Origin of the sequence: Actinacidiphila oryziradicis (assembly GCF_005047355.1) — a bacterium.
Lineage (GTDB): Bacteria > Actinomycetota > Actinomycetes > Streptomycetales > Streptomycetaceae > Actinacidiphila > Actinacidiphila oryziradicis.
In genome coordinates this window covers 41,839-58,237 of sequence record NZ_SUMC01000010.1, presented here as the reverse complement: position 1 = coordinate 58,237, position 16,399 = coordinate 41,839, and the positions used below count along the sequence as shown (strand labels likewise).

Below are 16,399 nucleotides of genomic sequence, written 5' to 3'. Positions count from 1 at the left end.
GCGTCCGGGTCCTGCGCCCCATCGCCGAGGAGCGCACCCCGCACCCGATCCGCCGCTTCCCGCGATGCGGATGTCCCGGATCCATGGGACCACCGTGTGACGCGCGCGGGCCGCGACAACGGCATGCCGTTCCATTGCCGTTTTGAGCCGCTGCCGCTGACCGCCACCCTTCCCCCTGGCGGACGGTCAGGACGCCTGGCCGGATCGTCTGGAGGCATGAGCGCCGTCGCTTGGTCGATCGAAGAGACATCCCCCAGCCGGCCTGGCCAGCCGGCACTGTCTACTTGACCCCGGCAGCATCCAGCAAGGCCGCTGTCGTGACCATGCCGATGCCGGCGAGCGCCTGGGCCCGTACGACGGCCCGGGCGCTCGCGCCATCGAACACGATCGTCAACTGCACGGCCAGGGTCTCCGGATCCTCAGCCTCGGCGGCGACGAGCTCCGCCCGGAAGAAGTCGGTCAGGTGCTGCTTGAAATGGCGCGCGACCACACTGCCCGGATGCTCGGGGTCCTTCAGCTCCACCGCTGCACTCACGAACGGGCAGCCGAGGAAATTGCCCTCGACAGCCATCTGGTCCTGCCGCTCGAACACGGTCAGGATGCGCTCGCGCGGCGACCGCTCGTCGTCCGGGCCCGGCAGCAGGGCAGCCTGGTACGCCGGGCCGCGGCTGGCGAGGCTCTCGGCGATCACCTCGTCCTTGGACCGGAACAACCGGTACATCGACTTCTTCGAGACCCCGGCGGCCTTGCACAGCGCATCCACGCCGATGCTCATGCCATCGCGGTAGAAGAGTTCGCCCGCCGCGTCCAGCAGTCGCTCGCGGGGTGTCGCCGAGGTCGTCATGTCATCGAGGGTACCGGCTCGGCTTGCATTCGGAAACCGATCGGTTTACAGTGTGGAAACCGATCGGTTTCCATCTTTGTCTGGAGTCAAAATGACCACCCTCGAAGGCGCCGTCGTACTTGTCACCGGCGGCAACCGCGGCATCGGCAAGGCGATCGTGGACGACCTGCTCACCCGTGGCGTGAAGAGGGTCTACGCCACCGCGCGGAACCCGCAGCCGAGCACCGACGCCCGCGTCGTACCGCTGGCTCTGGAGGTCACCGACCCGGCCTCGATCGCGGCGCTGGTGACGGCCGCGCCCGACGTGACCGTGCTGATCAACAACGCCGGCAGCAGCTCACCGGACACTTACCTGGACGCACCGATCGAGGACATCCGGAACGTCTTCGAGACCAACTTCTTCGGCCCGCTGAATGTGACCCGGGCCTTCGTCCCGGTGATCGAGCGCAACGGCGGCGGCCACATCCTGAACGCGCACTCGGCACTTTCCTGGGTCGCTGGGCATGGCGCGTACTCCGCCACCAAGGCCGCGTTGTGGCTGCAGACCAACGCCATTCGGCTCGAACTGCTGGACCGCGGCATCCGCGTGACGGGCCTGCACATGGGGTACGTCGACACCGACATGACCGCGGCGGTGACCCAGCCCAAGTCAAAGCCGGCCGACATCGCCAAGGAGGCGCTGGACGGGATCGAGACGGACGCGTTCGAGGTGCTCGCCGACGAGACCTCCCGCCGGACCAAGGCCGCCCTGTCCGGCGACATCACCAACCTCTACCCGCAACTCAGGGCCTGACCTCCGGTGCCAAACCCCCCTGCCGGGGCATGCGTGCCGGGCGGCGGGTCCGCGTCGTGGTCGAACACCAGCAGCTCCACCGGCCGTCCAGCGCGTCGTCGCCACCGCTTGGACGGCGTTCGTCCGCAGCGTCAAGGCCGGCCGCCTCCCCGCCTGGCCCCATGCCGTCGACATACCGGCCTCCGCGATCCCACGACGGGGGCCTGTGCCCACTTTGCATCGATTCATATGGGCACAGTGGCGACCGGCGTGCTGGAGAGGGAGCCAGCCTCTCGCGTCAGCGGCAACGAAAGGGCAGCGGCCAGCGCCGCAACCGCTGCCGGCCACCTGCGGCGGGCCGGATTGTCAGTGCCCGATGCAACACTCAGGCCATGAGTGACACACATGAGATCCCCCCGGAGAACTACTCACCGCAGTGGGCATCAGACACCCGTAAACCCCTGCCCCTCGTCGGTGACGAGCGCGAGATTCTGACGGCCTTCCTCGACTGGCACCGCGAGACGTTTGAGCTCAAGTGCTCCGGTATCCCGCCTGAGCGGCTTTCGGAGAAGGCCATCCCGCCCTCCGGGCTGAGTCTGCACGGCATGCTCCGTCACCTCGCCGGGGCGGAACGGTGGTGGTTCCGGACGCAGTTCGCGGGCGAGGACGTGCCGATGCTGTACTACTCGGACGAGGATCCGGACCAGGACTTCGAGGCCCTGGACGGCGATGTGGCGGAAGCCTGGGCGGTGTGGCGGGCGGAGTGCGAACGCTCCCGCGAGATCGTCGCTGCGGCGCCGTCCCTGGAGCAGACCGGTGTGCACATGGCGAGCGGCGATCCGGTCTCGCTGCGCCGGATTCTGGTGTCCATGATCGCCGAGTACGCCCGGCACGACGGCCATGCCGACCTCCTGCGGGAGAGGATCGACGGCGCCACGGGGCATTAGCCCTACGCCATACGGCTTGGCGGCGCAAGCTCGCCGTGAGAGCCGCAACCGACCGGCTCGTGCAACGCGTCCACTGGCCAGAAGAGTTGGTGGACCGGGCGGGACCGGCCGCACGAGCAGGGCGGCGTCTATGCCGCAGGATGGGTTTCCCCTGAAAGGATGAGGTAGGGCGTGTCAAAAGCTGACGTGGGCATGGTTCTCTGCGCGATTATCGGCCTTTCCTTACTTGTTCTGGCGATTCGGGATGCCTTCCTGGTGAACCGGCTGCGCCGTCATGGCCTCCGCACCGAGGGCATGGTGATCGACAATGTCCGTGTCGAAGACTCCAAATCAGGGCCGAGCTGGGTTCCGGTCATAGCGTTCACCGACAACCTGGGGTACCGGGTGGAGTTCGCACCCCAGGCACGGGGAGCGGGGCTGGGACTGTCCGTGGGCCGGAGGGTCGGGGTCATCTACCTGTCCCACAGCCCGCACAAAGCTCGGGTGCGTACATGGCGGCACTTGATACTTCCGATGTTCTGGCTGTCGTTCGCCGCCATAGCCTTCCTTGGCACCGCCGTGCTGATCGTCCTGACGGGTTGAAACGTCCGCCGACGAGCACCGTTGCAGGCATCAGCTGCCGAACCCTCCGCCCGCCGGGGTCCGCTTCGCACCCCGGCGAGCAGGCCGTTACCCCTCGCGCGATGCCTCCTCCCGGAGTTCGATCTTGCGGACCTTGCCGCTGACCGTCATAGGGAAGGCGTCCATGAGCCGCAGGCGGCGCGGCACCTTGTAGTGGGCGAGGCGGCCCCGGCAGTAGTCGGCCAGCTGGTCGAGGGTGAGGGGGTCGGCCGGGTCGCGCAGGATGACGCAGGCGAGGATCTCCTCGCCGTAGCGCTCGTCGGGCACGCCGACGACCTGGATGTCGGCGATCTTGGGATGGGCGTAGAGGAACTCCTCGATCTCGCGCGGGTAGACGTTCTCGCCAGCCCTGATGATCATGTCCTTGATGCGGCCGACGATCTGCACATAGCCGTCGTCGCGCAGCACGGCAAGATCCCCGGTGTGCATCCAGCGACCGGCGTCGACGACCTCGGCGGTGCGGTCGGGTTCGTCCCAGTAGCCGAGCATGACGGAGTATCCGCGCGTGCACAGCTCGCCGGCTCCGCCGCGCGGGAGGGTGACGCCGCTGACCGGGTCGATGATTTTGACCTCGATGTGCGGGAGGACACGCCCGACAGTTTCGGTGCGGCGCTCCAGGTCGTCGTCCCGGCGCGTCTGGGTGGCGACCGGCGAGGTCTCGGTCATGCCGTAGCAGATGGAGACCTCGGGCATGTGCATCTCGGTGAGGACCCGCTTCATGACCTCGACCGGGCAGGGGGAGCCGGCCATGATGCCGGTGCGCAGCGAGGAGAGGTCGTACGAGTCGAAGTCGGGCAGGCCGAGTTCGGCGATGAACATGGTGGGGACGCCGTACAGCGATGTGCATCGTTCCTGCTGGACTGCACGCAATGTGGCGGCGGGGTCGAAGGAGGGGGCGGGTATGACGATGCAGGAGCCGTGGCTGGTGGCGCCGAGGTTGCCCATGACCATGCCGAAGCAGTGGTAGAAGGGCACAGGCACACAGATGCGGTCCTGCTCGTTGTAGGCGATGAGTTCGCCCAGGAAATAGCCGTTGTTGAGGGTGTTGTGGTGCGAGAGGGTGGCGCCTTTGGGGAAGCCTGTGGTGCCGGAGGTGTACTGGATGTTGACGGGGTCGTCACAGGACAGCTCGGCGGCGCGCTCCGCCAGCCGCTCGTAGGGGACCGAGGCCGCCGCCTCGACCATGGCGTCCCAGGACGGTTCGCCGATGTAGACGACATCACGCAGGGCCCGGCAGTCGGCGCGCACTTGCTGCACCATGTCGCGGTAGTCGCTCGCCTTGTGCGCGGTGGAGGAGACCAGGATCTCGATGCCGGCCTGGTTGAGGACAAACTCCAGCTCATGGACCCGGTACGCGGGGTTGATGTTGACCAGGATGGCGCCGATGCGGGCGGTGGCGTACTGGACCAGGACCCACTCGGGGCAGTTGATCGCCCAGATGCCGACCCGGTCGCCCTTGATGACGCCCTTGGCCAGCATTCCGAGCGCCACTTCGTCGACCGCGCGCCCGAACTCGGCGTAGGTCCAGCGGCGGCCGCTGGGGACGTCGACGAGCGCTTCACGGCCGGGGTGGGCGGCGATGGCGCGGTCGAGGTTGCGGCCGATGGTGTCGCCGAGCAGCGGGGTGTCGCCGGTTCCGCTGACGTAGGAGAGTTCTGGACCCGTCTGCGTGCTCACTTGTAGTCCTCCTCGCGGTACTCGGTGGCAGCGGCGTCGCCGCGCGCTGTGCGTTCCCGGAGCTCGATGCGGCGGATCTTGCCGGATACGGTCTTGGGGAGTTCGGCGAAGGCCAGGCGGCGGATGCGCTTGTACGGGGCGAGCACGGCCCGCGAGTGGGCGAAGATCGCCTTCGCGGTCGGGCCGTTCGGCTCCCAGCCCTCGGCGAGGGTGACATACGCCTTCGGCACGTTGAGCCGCACCGGGTCGGGGGCGGGGACGACGGCGGCCTCGGCGACGGACTCGTGCTCCAGGAGGGCGCTCTCCAGCTCGAAGGGCGAGATCTTGTAGTCCGAGGCTTTGAAGACGTCGTCGGCGCGCCCGACGTAGGTGATGTAGCCGTCCTGGTCACGCGCGCCGATGTCGCCCGTCCGGTAGTAGCCGGCGGCCATGGCTTCGGCGGTGCGCTCCTCGTCAGCCGTGTAGCCGGTCATCACACCGACCGGGCGGTGGGCGAGGCTGACGCTGATCTCGCCCTCGTCTGCGGGCTTGCCGGTCTGGGGGTCGAGGAGCTCGACGACGAAGCCCGGGGTGGGCCGTCCCATGGAGCCGGTTTTGAGTGGCTGCCCGGGCGTGTTGGCGACCTGTACCGCTGTCTCGGTCTGGCCGAAGCCGTCCCGGATCGTCACTCCCCAGGCGCGCCGCACATACTCGATGACCTCGGGGTTCAGCGGTTCTCCGGCGGCGACGGCCTCGCGGGGCGGGGTGCGCAGGCCGCTGAGGTCCGCCTGGATGAGCATGCGCCACACGGTCGGCGGGGCGCAGAAGGTGGTGACGCCCGCGCGGTCCATTTCCGCCATGAGGCGGCCTGCGTCGAAGCGGGCGTAGTTGAAGATGAAGACGGTCGCTTCGGCGTTCCACGGCGCGAAGAGATTGCTCCAGGCGTGCTTGGCCCAGCCGGGTGAGGAGATGTTCAGGTGCACGTCGCCGGGGGTGAGCCCGATCCAGTACATCGTCGACAGGTGTCCGACCGGATAGGAGACATGGGTGTGCTCGACGAGTTTCGGCCGCGCGGTGGTCCCCGAGGTGAAGTACAGCATCAGCGGGTCGGTGGCCCGGGTCGGCCCTTCGGGCTCGTACGTTTTCGGGCTCGCGTAGGCGTCCTCGTACGCCAGCCAGTTCGGCGGGGCGCCGCCGACCGCGATGCGGGTGTAGGCCCCCGGGACTTCATCGAACTTGGCCGTGTCCCCGGCCCTGACGATTACATGGGCGCCGCCGCCGCGCCCGATACGGTCGGCGAGGTCGGCCGGGCCGAGCAGGGGGGTGGCGGGGATGACGACGGCACGCAGCTTCATGGCGGCCAGCGCGGTCTCCCACAGCTCCAGCTGGTTGCCGAGCACGACCACGATCCGGTCCCCGGCCCGGACCCCGTTCGCGCGCAGCCAGTTGGCGACGCGGTTGGAGCGGGCGGAGAGCTCGGCGAAGGAGTAGCGGTCCTCGGCACCGTCCTCCTCGACGATCCACAGGGCGGTGCGGTCGTTGCCGTCGGCGATCCGGTCGAACCAGTCGAGCGCCCAGTTGAAGTGTTCGGGGCGGGGCCACTCGAAGCCCCGGTAGGCCGTGGCGTAGTCCTTCCGGTGCTGCAGCAGGAAGTCCCGGGCGGCCCGGAATTCCTGGGTGGCGTTCGTGACCGCCATATGTCCTCCTCATTGCCGGACACCTGAGTAGCATCGTTGAATCAGTGCCTGGGATCTCACTACCCCCGTACGGGGGTGAAGGAGCGGGTGTGCCAGAGTCGGGGGAAATAGCCGAACTGCGGGCAGCGCTACTGTGGCTGCGACGCGCCAGTGGGCTGCCGTTGGCCTTCGGGGGACTGCTTACCGGACCGCGGCAGTTCCGGATATCGGAGCAGTCCGGCAACAACACGCTCTCGATGCAGGGCCTGGCGATCACCTCCGGCAACGGCATCGGCGGCAAGGCCGTCGCCCTGGCCAGGCCGATCGCGCTCACCGACTACAGCACCTCCCGGGTGATCAGCCACGAGTACGACGCCGCCGCCGCCGGCGAGGGGGTCCGCGCCGTCCTCGCGGTGCCCGTTGTCGTACACCACAGAGTGCGCGGCGTCCTCTACGGCGGCCTGCGCGACTCCCTCCCCCTTGGTGACCGGACGCTCACGGCCGCGGTCGGGGCGGCCCAGGAACTGGGGCAGCGGCTGGCGGTACGGGACGAGGCGAACCGGCTGCTCGCCGCCTACCAGCAGCCGACCGCCGCCGATCCGGCGGCCTGGGAAGAGGTCCGGGAGGCCCACACCGAGCTGCGCGCCCTTGCTGCCCGGGTCGCCGATCCGCTGCTCCAGCAGGAGATCCTGGCCGCCTGCGGACGGCTCGCGACGGCCTCCAGCGGTGGTGCGAAGGGAAGGCCGGTGAACAAGATGGTGCCGCCGACGACGACTCCGTCGCCGCGAGAGGTGGACGTGCTGGCCTGCGTGGCCACGGGCGCGACCAACGCGGTGGCCGGCGAGCGGCTGGGCCTTCGGCCCGAGACGGTAAAAAGCTACCTGCGGTCCGCGATGCGGAAGCTGGGTGCCCGTACGCGCCTGGAGGCGGTCGTCGCGGCGCGGCGCGCGGGGCTGCTGCCTTAGAGGCCGCGCGAATAGGTGGGGTGGAGGAAGGAGCGGGGCGAGGGGCAAGTCTGGCAAGGCGGAGGAGGGAGGCGACGCGATGGGGGTGCCCCCTGCTCGAGCGGAGCCGAGAGCTTGGTGGGGGCACCTCCCGGACGGAGTCTGGGGGAGAGTCGTCGACCGACGACAACGCCGCCAGGCGCCGCCCATCGGCACGCGACGCCGCCCCACCTATTCGCGCGGCCTCTTAGCCCTTCCGGCGGATCACGCGATTCACGGGATGCCCACTGCGGTCGCCGCATCGACGGGGCGCCGTCGCGGGGCACCTGCCCGCCAGTCCCCGGCGCAGCCTGGCCGAGGCCGGGCCGAGCCCACGCTGAGGCCGGCGCGTGACCGCCGGACGGCGCCGTCTCGCCTCTCGCCGTCGCGGCGGGACGATTCACCCGGCAGCAGCCGGGGCGAGGTCGGGGTAGCACCTGCGGTATGGCGCCGTGCAGCCGCGCGGGGAAGCGTCGGGGGCGGGGAGGGTTCTGTGGGGCGGGGGGGTCGGGAGGGGCGGCGAGGGGTGGGCGGGAGTGTGGGTTGGGCGCCGGGAGGGCTGAGGGGGCGGACCCGTGAGTAATATCGTGGGTGGCGTGCAGCGGGCGGTTCGGGTGATCCCCCAGCCTGCTGTTGGTGCCCAGGCGGAGTACGACCGCGAAGGCAGCCGTGGTAGTCGGGTGGGGGCCGTGAGCCGCGTATGCCGCAGCGAGGGGGCGGGGGCGCCGACCGGCTCTCAGGGACCGTATCGGGCCACCGGATTCGTAGCACAAACCCGCAGCGAAGCGGCGTAGCGGCCCTTTCGGAGGGGGTCGCTGCATAGTATTGAGCCGGACACGACACGGAGGGAGCCACGCCCGTGCAGCCAGTGCTCGACGTGCCGCCCAGGTTGCCCGAACCGAGTACCTGCCGGGCCGGGGGCCGGGGGGATCGGCCGGGGGCCACAGCGCGGCGGCAGCATGCCGACCGCAGCTGCGGGACGGCCTCCGGAGGCCGGTCATGAGCGGGCGGGTGGGCAGCGGCGCCGAGCAGGTCATCGGCCGGGCCGAGCTGCTCGCGCGGGCGGGCGACCATATGTCGCGGGGCGGCAGTCTGCTGCTGTACGGGCCGGCAGGGATCGGGAAGTCGACGCTGCTGCGCACGCTCGCGACGCAGAGTGCGGCCGCCGGGCACATCGTGCTGCGGTGCCATCCGACGGAGTCGGAGTCGCAGCTGCCGTTCCTGGCGCTGGTCGATCTGCTGGGCGAGGTCGCGGAGCAGGTGGCGGACAGTCTGCCGGCGCCGCAGCGCGCGGCGCTGGAGTCGGCGCTCACTGGCCGGATCGGATCGGCCGGGCAGCGGGACGGGCTGGCGTTGCGGCTGGCGGTACTGTCGGTGCTGCGGGCGCTGGCGGCTCAGGCGCCGGTGCTGCTGGTGGCGGACGACCTGCAGTGGATGGACCCGGCGAGCGAGGAGCTGCTGGCGTTCGCGGCGCGACGGGTCGGGACGCTGCCGGTGCATGTACTCGCGACCGTACGGACGGACACGGATCCCAAGGGCGACGGCGATCTGCAGGAACGGTTCCTCCGGGTGCTGCCGCCGCCGGCGCTGGCGTTGGGCGTGCCGCCGTTGTCCTGGCCGCAGGTGACGGAGCTGCTGTCCGGCTGGGCGTCGATGGCGCTGCCGCGTTCGGTGCTGCGTGAGGTGCACCGCACCAGCGGCGGGAATCCGCTGTTCGCGCTGGAGCTGGGCCGCGCGCTGGTGGAGAGCGGGACCCCGGTCCGGCCGGGCGAGCCGCTGCCGGTGCCGACGTCGCTGCGCACACTGGTGCTCAACCGGCTCGGCATGCTGACCGCCGAGACGCGCCGCACGCTGCTCATCGCGAGCGCGGGCGCCCGGCCCACACTGTCGCTGCTGCGCGCTGCGGGACGTGCCAATGCCGAGGGGGAGACGGCCGTCGCGGCGGCGCTGGGCCTGGTGGAGTTGGAGCAGGACGGCGTCGTACGGTTCACGCATCCGCTGATATCGGCGGCGTTGTACGCGGAGGCCACACCCCGGGACCGCCGGGCGGCGCACGCCGCGCTTGCCGAGGCGGCGTCGGACACCATCGAGCGGGCCCGCCATCTGGCGCTGGCCGCCCCTGGTAAGGACGAGCACGTCGCGCTGCGGCTGGCCGAGGCGGCGGATGTAGCCCGGGGCCGGGGCGCACCGGCGGTGGCGGCGCAGCTGGGGCTGCTGGCGGCCCGGCACACCCCGGACAAGGACGCGGACACCGCGGTCGTACGGCGGCTGGACGCGGCCGAGGACGCGCTGACAGCGGGTGAGGCGGGCCTGGCCCGGGACACCGCGCACGAGGTGCTGGCGGACGCGGTGCGCCCGGCCGACCGGGTGCGGGCCTGGATCGTGGTGATCGACTCGGCCGAGCATGCGCTCGCCGATGTGGACGACGTCTACCCGCAAGCGCTCGCCGACGCCGGCGACGATCCGGGCTTGCAGGCCCTCGTACGGTACGAACTCGCCTGGCGGGCCCTGCTGGTGGACGGCACGATGGCGGAGGCCGCCGCCGAGGCGGGGCGGGCCGCCGCGCTGGCGGCCGAGGCGGGCGACCGGCGGACCGAGCTGCTGGCACTGGCCTTCCAGGCGCACAACGAGGCGCTTTCCGGGCGACCGGATGCCGCGGCCACCCTGGCCAGAGCCACTGCCGAGCCGCAGGACCCGCAGGTGGCCGTGGACCACAACGGCCCGCAGTACATCCGCTTCCGGATCCTGCTGATGAGCGACCGGCTCGACGAGGCACGGAGCACGATCACCTGGCTGCTCGGCGAGGCCCGCCAGCGCGGCGCGGTGGAGAGCGAAATCGTCTTCGCGAGCGGGCTGGCCGAGACCGAACTGCGGGCCGGCCGCTGCGGCGCGGCGCTGGAGCTGGCGCGGGAGAGCCTGCGGCTGGTGGAGGACACCGGGATCGCCCTGAGCCCCGCCTACCAGGTCGCGGCGCTGGCCGAGGCCGCGGGCGGGAGCGTACAGCGGGCGGTGTCGCTCGCCCAGGACGCGGTACGGCGCGCCGAGACCGACGGGGACATGCTGTTCCTCTCCCGCACCCTGTACGCGCTGGGCCACGCGCAGCTGGTCGGCGCCGACACCCATGGCGCCGTGCGGACGCTGCGGCGGGTGCGGGAACTGGAGCGGGAGATGGGGGTGACCGACCCCACGCGCAACCGCTGGCACGGCGACCTCGCCGAGGCTCTCGTACGGGCCGGAGCGCTCGCCGAGGCACAGGGGCTCATCGACGAGACCCGGGCGCAGGCGCTGAGGCTGGGCCGGGAAAGCGTCCTGGCAGTCCTCGACCGCGCCCAGGGCATGGTGCTGACCGCGCAGGGCGGCCCGGACTCGGCGGCAACCCTGCTGCGAGCCGCCCGGGACCACCTCGGCGAGCTCGGCTACCGGCTGGAGGAGGCGCGGACCGGGCTGGCACTGTCCCGGGCCGAGCAGGACCGCGGCGACGCCGGGGCCGCCCGTCTCGCCCTGGAAGGGGCGACCCGGACCTTCCGGCGGGCCAAGGCGCTGCCGTGGCTGGAGCTGGTGGCCGCCGGCAATGCCGCGGACGCGGGCGGGATCGGTGCCGGCAGCGGCGGTACGGCGCCGTCCCCGGAGGGCCCGCCGCAGGGGGACCCGGCGAAGCCCGGCTCCCTGGATCTCGGTACGCTCGCCACGATGGAGGCGCGGGTCGCCGCCCTGGTCCTGGAGGGCGCCACCAACAGGGAGATCGCCGCGAGCCTGTTCATCAGTGTGAAGACCGTCGAGGCCACACTGACCCGGGTCTACCGGAAGCTCGGCGTCCGCTCGCGCGTGGACATCGTACGGCTGGCCGCCCGCCGCCGGGCGGGCTGACCGAGGGTTTTCCCTAAGCCCCCCTCGCAAGGGGCTTCCCTCATTGGGCCCGTGCCGCCGCCACTTCTAGCTTTGAGCACGCAACAAGTACCTCTTCAACCACAGCTGCCGACAACGAAGTCGGCCAGTGGTCGTGCCGGGCGAGAGTCCGCCGCCCCCATCGGATGGCTCTCGCTCCCCCCACCGGCAGTCCCCTGAGGAGACACATGTTCAAGCTCACCCGGATGGCGAAGGCCGCCATCTCGTTAGCCGCCACGGCAGCAGCCGCGGGCGCCCTCCTGTTCGGCGCCTCCACTGCCGCCCAGGCCGCGGTCCAGCCGAAGATAGTCGGCGGTACGACGACGACGGCCTCCGCCTATCCCTACGGCATGCAGATCACCGACGCCTCGCAGAACCAGTTCTGCGGCGGCACCCTCGTGTCGGCCACCAAGGTCGTCACGGCCGCCCACTGTATGGTCGGCGAAACCACCAGCAGCGTCCGCGTAGTCGGCGGCCGGACCTACCTGAACGGGACCAACGGAACCGTCAGCAGGGTCAGCAAGATTTGGATCAATCCGTCCTACACGGACGCCACCAACGGCAATGACGTGGCTGTGCTCACACTCTCCACGTCCATGTCGTACACCACGCCGCCCTACGTCGCCTCCACCGACACCGCCGTCTACGCGACCGGGGCCACCGCCCGCATCCTCGGCTGGGGCACCACCTCCGAAAGCGGCTCCTCCTCCAACCAACTGCGCACCGCAACCGTCCCGATCGTCTCCAACACCAGTTGCGCCTCGTCCTACGGCTCCGACTTCGTGGCCTCGGACATGGTCTGCGCCGGCTACACCTCCGGCGGCGTCGACACCTGCCAGGGCGACAGCGGCGGCCCGCTGCTCATCGGCGGCGTCCTGGCCGGCATCACCTCCTGGGGTGAGGGCTGCGCGGAGGCCGGCTACCCCGGCGTCTACACCCGGCTGACGACGTTCTCGTCGCTGGTGACGACGCAAATCAACTCCTGATCAAAAATCAGGTAGCGCCAGGGGGCGCCGCGGGTGGGTCACGACCCCGCCCGCGGCGCCTCCTACCCATGTCCGGTCACCTGCGGCGCTTCCCCCTCCCCGCCCCTTCCCTGCTGCGGCTTAGAGGCCCCGCGAATAGGTGGGGTGGAGGGAAGGTGGGGGCACCTCCTCGGGGCACCTCCCGGACGGAGTCTGGGGGAGAGTCGTAGACCGACACCGACGGCAACACTTCCAGGCGCCGCCCATCGGCACGCGACGCCGCCCCACCTATTCGCGCGGCCTCTTATATGCGGCTGGCGCCGCGTCTGGGGGCGGAGCCCCCAGACGCGCCTCCCACGCCCTGGCGGGCGTGGGACGGACCCCCACAGTCCTCAAACGCCGGACGGGCTGGATTTGGCCGATGTTGTGGGCAGACGTGCCGCAGGGCGGCACACAGAAGAGAGCCCGCCACAGGCGCTCATGCTGCCGGGGCGTGGTGGATGGGGGTGTGGGCGCCGGTCAGGGGGACGCCGGAGCCGCCTCGGCGGTGGGCGGTGATTTCGGCGGCGATGGAGAGGGCGGTCTCCTCGGGGGTACGGGCGCCGAGGTCGAGGCCGATGGGGGAATGGAGGCAGGCCAGTTCGAGCTCGGTGACGCCGGCGGCGCGGAGCCGCGCGAGGCGGTCCTCATGGGTGCGGCGGGAGCCCATGGCCCCGACATAGGCGAGCGGGAGGCGCAACGCCCGTTCCAGGAGCGGGACATCGAATTTGGCGTCATGGGTGAGGACGCAGACCACGGTACGGCCGTCGACGGCGGTGCGGTCGAAGTAGCGGTGCGGCCAGTCGACGACGACCTCGTCGGCGTCCGGGAAGCGGGCCGCGGTGGCGAAGACCGGACGGGCGTCGCAGACGGTCACCGCGTAGCCGAGGAATCTGCCGATACGGACCAGGGCGGCGGCGAAGTCGATCGCGCCGAAGACCAGCATGCGCGGCGGCGGAACGCTCGCCTCGACGAGGAGCGTGAGGGGTTCGCCGCAGCGGACGGAGACGGTGGCGGTGCGTCCGGCGTCCAGGAGGGCCCGGGTCTCCCCCACGGCGGTACGGTCCAGCTCCGGGTCACCGAGCGTCCCCTCGTACGTCCCGTCGGCACGGACCAGCAGCCCTCGGCCGGGCAGCCCCTCGGGCCCCTGGACGACCCGGGCGACGGCGGCGGCCTCCCCGGCGACGGCGGCGGCCAGGCCGGTCACGAACGTAAGGTCTGCCGCCGGGTCGACGCGCTGGACGAAGATGTCGATGACGCCGCCGCAGGTCAGGCCGACGGCGAAGGCGTCGTCGTCGGAGTGGCCGAAGCGCTCCAGCACCGGCTTGCCGCTCTCCAGCACCTGCTGGCACAGGTCGTAGACGGCACCCTCGACGCACCCGCCCGAGACGCTGCCGACCGCGGTGCCATCGGCGTCGACGGCGAGCGCGGCGCCGGGCTCGCGGGGCGAGCTGCCGCCGACCGCGACGACGGTGGCGACGGCGAAGGGGCGCCCCTGCTCGCACCAGCGGTGCAGGTCGGCGGCGATGTCCAGCATGGTGCGGGCTCCCTTCACGTACCGGTCAGGTGCTCGGGGCGGACCGGTACCCGGGTCAGGGCGAGGCCGGTCGCGGCGCGGATGGCGGAGACGACGGCCGGGGTGGAGGAGAGGGTGGGGGCCTCGCCGACGCCGCGCAGGCCGTAGGGGGCGTGGTCGTCGGCGAGTTCCAGCACGTCGATGCGCATGGGCGGGGTGTCGAGGATGGTGGGGATCAGGTAGTCCGTGAAGGAGGGGTTGCGCACCTTGGAGTCGGGCGAGACAAGGATCTCCTCCATCACGGCGAGCCCCAGCCCCTGAGTGGAGCCGCCCTGGATCTGGCCGAGCACGGCCAGCGGGTTGAGCGCCTTGCCGACGTCCTGGGCCGCCGACAGCTCGACGACCTTGACCAGGCCGAGCTCGGTGTCGACGTCGACGACGGCGCGATGGGCGCAGAAGCTGTACTGGACGTGCCCGAAGCCCTGACCGGTCTTCAGGTCGAAGGGCACGGTCGGCCGGTGGTGGTGCTCGCGGGTCTCCTCGACGGCTTCGTCACCGAGCACGTCCACCAGCGCGGCCAGCACATCGCCGCCTGCGGTGACGACCTTGCCGCCCTCCAGCGTCAGCCCTTCCCCGGTCCAGCCGAATTTTGCCTCGCCGAGCTCCAGGACCCGCTCCCGTACGGCCTCGCAGGCGAGCTTGATCGCGCCGCCGGTCATATAGGTCTGCCGGGAGGCGGAGGTCGAGCCGGCGGAGCCGACCTGGGTGTCGGCGGGGGCGATGGTGACGGTCTGCACGCCCAACTCGGTGCGGGCGATCTGCTGGTGGACGGTGACGCCGCCCTGGCCGACCTCGGCCATCGCGGTGTGGACGAGGGCGACCGGCTCGCCGCCGATCATTTCCAGCCGAACCCTGGCCGTGGAGTAATCGTCGAAGCCCTCGGAGAAGCCCACGTTCTTGATGCCGACGGCATAGCCGATGCCGCGCACGATGCCCTCTCCGTGCGTGGTGTTGGAGAGCCCGCCGGGCAGCTCGCGGACGTCGATTCCCCCGGTCGCGATCCACCTTGACTCCGCTCCGGCCGGATGCCGTTCCCCCGTTCCTCGGTCGCGGCCTCCAACCTGCGCTGCGTCGCGGTTCCTCGCTCCAGTCCCGTCTGCGGTCTCCCAGGTGCGCTCGGGCGGCAGTGGCATGTCCTTGACGCGCTGGAGCAGTTCGGCGACCGGTGCCGGAGAGTCGACCGCCTGGCCGGTGGGCAGCAGGTCGCCCTGCTCCATGGCGTTGAGCTGCCGGAATTCGACGGGGTCCAGGCCTAGTTCGGCGGCGACCTTGTCCATCTGGGACTCGTACGCGAAGCAGGCCTGCACCGCGCCGAAGCCGCGCATGGCGCCGCAGGGCGGGTTGTTGGTGTAGAGGCCGATGGCCTCGATGTCGACATCGCCGACGACATACGGGCCGATCGACAGCGATGAGGCGTTGCCGACGACGGCCGGGGTGGAGGAGGCATAGGCGCCGCCGTCGAGCACGATCCGGCAGGTCACATGGGTCAGCTTGCCGTCGCGCGTCGCGCCGTGCTCGTAGAGCAGCTTGGCCGGGTGGCGGTGGACATGCCCGAAGAAGGACTCCTCGCGATTGTAGACGATCTTGACGGGCTTGCCGGTGCGGAGCGCGAGCAGGCAGGCGTGCGCCTGCATCGACAGGTCCTCGCGGGCTCCGAAGGCCCCGCCGACCCCGGCCAGCGTCAGCCGGACCTTCTCCTCGGGGAGCCCGAGGACGGGGGCGAGCTGCTGCTGGTCGACGTGCAGCCACTGAGTGGCGATGTAGAGGTCCACGCCGCCGTCCTCGGCGGGCACCGCGAGGCCGGACTCGGGGCCGAGGAAGGCCTGGTCCTGCATGCCGACCTCGTACTCGGCGCGCACGATCACATCGGCACGGGCGCGGGCGGCGGCGACATCACCGCGGTGGATCGGCTGGCGGTGGACGATGTTGGGGTGGCTGACATGCGCCGCGTGGCGGTCGTCACGCTCGGGGTGGAGAACGGTGGCGCCGGGGCCGGTGGCGGTGGCCTCGTCGTGGACGGTGGGCAGCACCTCGTACTCGACCTTGATCCTTGCGGCGGCGCGGCGCGCGGTCTCCGGGTGGTCGGCGGCGACGATGGCGACTGCCTCGCCGTGGTAGCGGACCCGGTCATGGGCGAGAACGGGCTGGTCGATGACCTCCAGGCCGTAGTGGGTACGGGCCGGCAGGTCGTCGTACGTCATCACGGCGTAGACGCCGGGCAGCGCCACCGCCTCGCCGGTGTCGATGGAACGGATCAGGGCGTGGGCGTGCGGGGAGCGGAGCGTGAAGCCCCAGAGCATGTCCTCGTGCCACAGGTCGGAGGAGTACGCGAACTCGCCCCTGACCTTGAGGGTGCCGTCGGGGCGCAGGGTGCTGGCGCCGATGCCCCCGGTGACGGGGGTGGTGATGTCCTGGGGGGCGCGGGTCACTGCCAT

At 71.1% G+C, this 16,399-nt stretch carries 11 protein-coding genes; 6 read left to right on the top strand and 5 right to left on the bottom strand.

Annotation, left to right across the window (positions count from 1 at the left end; translation table 11 throughout):
- Positions 1-280: 280 nt before the first annotated feature.
- The gene (locus FCI23_RS13650; protein WP_136723821.1) at positions 281-844 is read right to left on the bottom strand and encodes a TetR/AcrR family transcriptional regulator; all 564 of its coding nucleotides are present in this window, start codon (positions 842-844) and stop codon (positions 281-283) included.
- 91 nt (positions 845-935) lie between these two features.
- Here FCI23_RS13650 and FCI23_RS13645 point away from each other — a divergent pair, with 91 nt between their 5' ends.
- The 3 genes from FCI23_RS13645 to FCI23_RS13635 all read left to right on the top strand — a co-directional run bounded on the left by FCI23_RS13645 (position 936) and on the right by FCI23_RS13635 (position 3,145).
- The gene (locus tag FCI23_RS13645; RefSeq protein ID WP_136723819.1) at positions 936-1,637 is read left to right on the top strand and encodes an SDR family oxidoreductase; all 702 of its coding nucleotides are present in this window, start codon (positions 936-938) and stop codon (positions 1,635-1,637) included.
- A 371-nt stretch (positions 1,638-2,008) separates the two neighbouring features.
- On the top strand, positions 2,009-2,563 hold the full coding sequence (locus FCI23_RS13640) for a DinB family protein (RefSeq protein WP_136723818.1): 555 nt from the start codon (positions 2,009-2,011) through the stop codon (positions 2,561-2,563).
- Positions 2,564-2,749: 186 nt separating this feature from the next.
- Positions 2,750-3,145, top strand: a complete 396-nt coding sequence (locus FCI23_RS13635; protein WP_136723817.1) for a DUF3592 domain-containing protein — start codon at positions 2,750-2,752, stop codon at positions 3,143-3,145.
- An 87-nt stretch (positions 3,146-3,232) separates the two neighbouring features.
- Here the strand turns inward: FCI23_RS13635 and FCI23_RS13630 are convergent, their stop codons facing one another.
- Together FCI23_RS13630 and FCI23_RS13625 are read right to left on the bottom strand one after the other, a co-directional pair.
- Positions 3,233-4,861 carry an AMP-binding protein gene (locus tag FCI23_RS13630; protein WP_136723815.1) on the bottom strand — a complete coding sequence of 543 codons (1,629 nt, stop codon included), beginning with the start codon at positions 4,859-4,861 and terminating at the stop codon, positions 3,233-3,235.
- Positions 4,858-6,537: an AMP-binding protein gene (locus FCI23_RS13625; RefSeq protein WP_136723813.1), complete on the bottom strand. Its 1,680-nt coding sequence runs from the start codon at positions 6,535-6,537 to the stop codon at positions 4,858-4,860. The genes FCI23_RS13630 and FCI23_RS13625 overlap by 4 nt, the downstream gene beginning before the upstream one ends.
- Positions 6,538-6,626: 89 nt before the next feature.
- On the opposite strand from FCI23_RS13625, the gene FCI23_RS13620 reads away from it, so the two are divergent.
- The 3 genes from FCI23_RS13620 to FCI23_RS13610 all read left to right on the top strand — a co-directional run bounded on the left by FCI23_RS13620 (position 6,627) and on the right by FCI23_RS13610 (position 12,370).
- Positions 6,627-7,481, top strand: a complete 855-nt coding sequence (locus FCI23_RS13620) for a helix-turn-helix transcriptional regulator (RefSeq protein WP_136723812.1) — start codon at positions 6,627-6,629, stop codon at positions 7,479-7,481.
- A gap of 1,017 nt (positions 7,482-8,498) precedes the next feature.
- Positions 8,499-11,366, top strand: coding sequence for a helix-turn-helix transcriptional regulator (locus tag FCI23_RS13615; RefSeq protein ID WP_136723810.1), 2,868 nt, complete (start codon positions 8,499-8,501; stop codon positions 11,364-11,366).
- 206 nt (positions 11,367-11,572) lie between these two features.
- Entirely contained in the window at positions 11,573-12,370 is a 798-nt protein-coding gene (locus FCI23_RS13610) for a S1 family peptidase (protein WP_136723808.1), read from the top strand.
- 457 nt (positions 12,371-12,827) lie between these two features.
- Here the strand turns inward: FCI23_RS13610 and FCI23_RS13605 are convergent, their stop codons facing one another.
- The gene (locus FCI23_RS13605) at positions 12,828-13,925 is read right to left on the bottom strand and encodes an XdhC family protein (protein WP_136723806.1); all 1,098 of its coding nucleotides are present in this window, start codon (positions 13,923-13,925) and stop codon (positions 12,828-12,830) included.
- Between the two features lie 14 nt (positions 13,926-13,939).
- A complete protein-coding gene (locus FCI23_RS13600; protein ID WP_136723804.1) occupies positions 13,940-16,399 on the bottom strand; it encodes a xanthine dehydrogenase family protein molybdopterin-binding subunit in 2,460 nt (819 codons plus the stop codon).

Coding starts and splice junctions, on each gene's coding strand:
- FCI23_RS13600 (WP_136723804.1), bottom strand. CDS start 16,399: ATGGCAGTGACCCGCGCCCCCCAGGACATCACCACCCCCGTCACCGGG.
- FCI23_RS13605 (WP_136723806.1), bottom strand. CDS start 13,925: ATGCTGGACATCGCCGCCGACCTGCACCGCTGGTGCGAGCAGGGGCGC.
- FCI23_RS13650 (WP_136723821.1), bottom strand. CDS start 844: ATGACGACCTCGGCGACACCCCGCGAGCGACTGCTGGACGCGGCGGGC.
- FCI23_RS13640 (WP_136723818.1), top strand. CDS start 2,009: ATGAGTGACACACATGAGATCCCCCCGGAGAACTACTCACCGCAGTGG.
- FCI23_RS13610 (WP_136723808.1), top strand. CDS start 11,573: ATGTTCAAGCTCACCCGGATGGCGAAGGCCGCCATCTCGTTAGCCGCC.
- FCI23_RS13615 (WP_136723810.1), top strand. CDS start 8,499: ATGAGCGGGCGGGTGGGCAGCGGCGCCGAGCAGGTCATCGGCCGGGCC.
- FCI23_RS13625 (WP_136723813.1), bottom strand. CDS start 6,537: ATGGCGGTCACGAACGCCACCCAGGAATTCCGGGCCGCCCGGGACTTC.
- FCI23_RS13645 (WP_136723819.1), top strand. CDS start 936: ATGACCACCCTCGAAGGCGCCGTCGTACTTGTCACCGGCGGCAACCGC.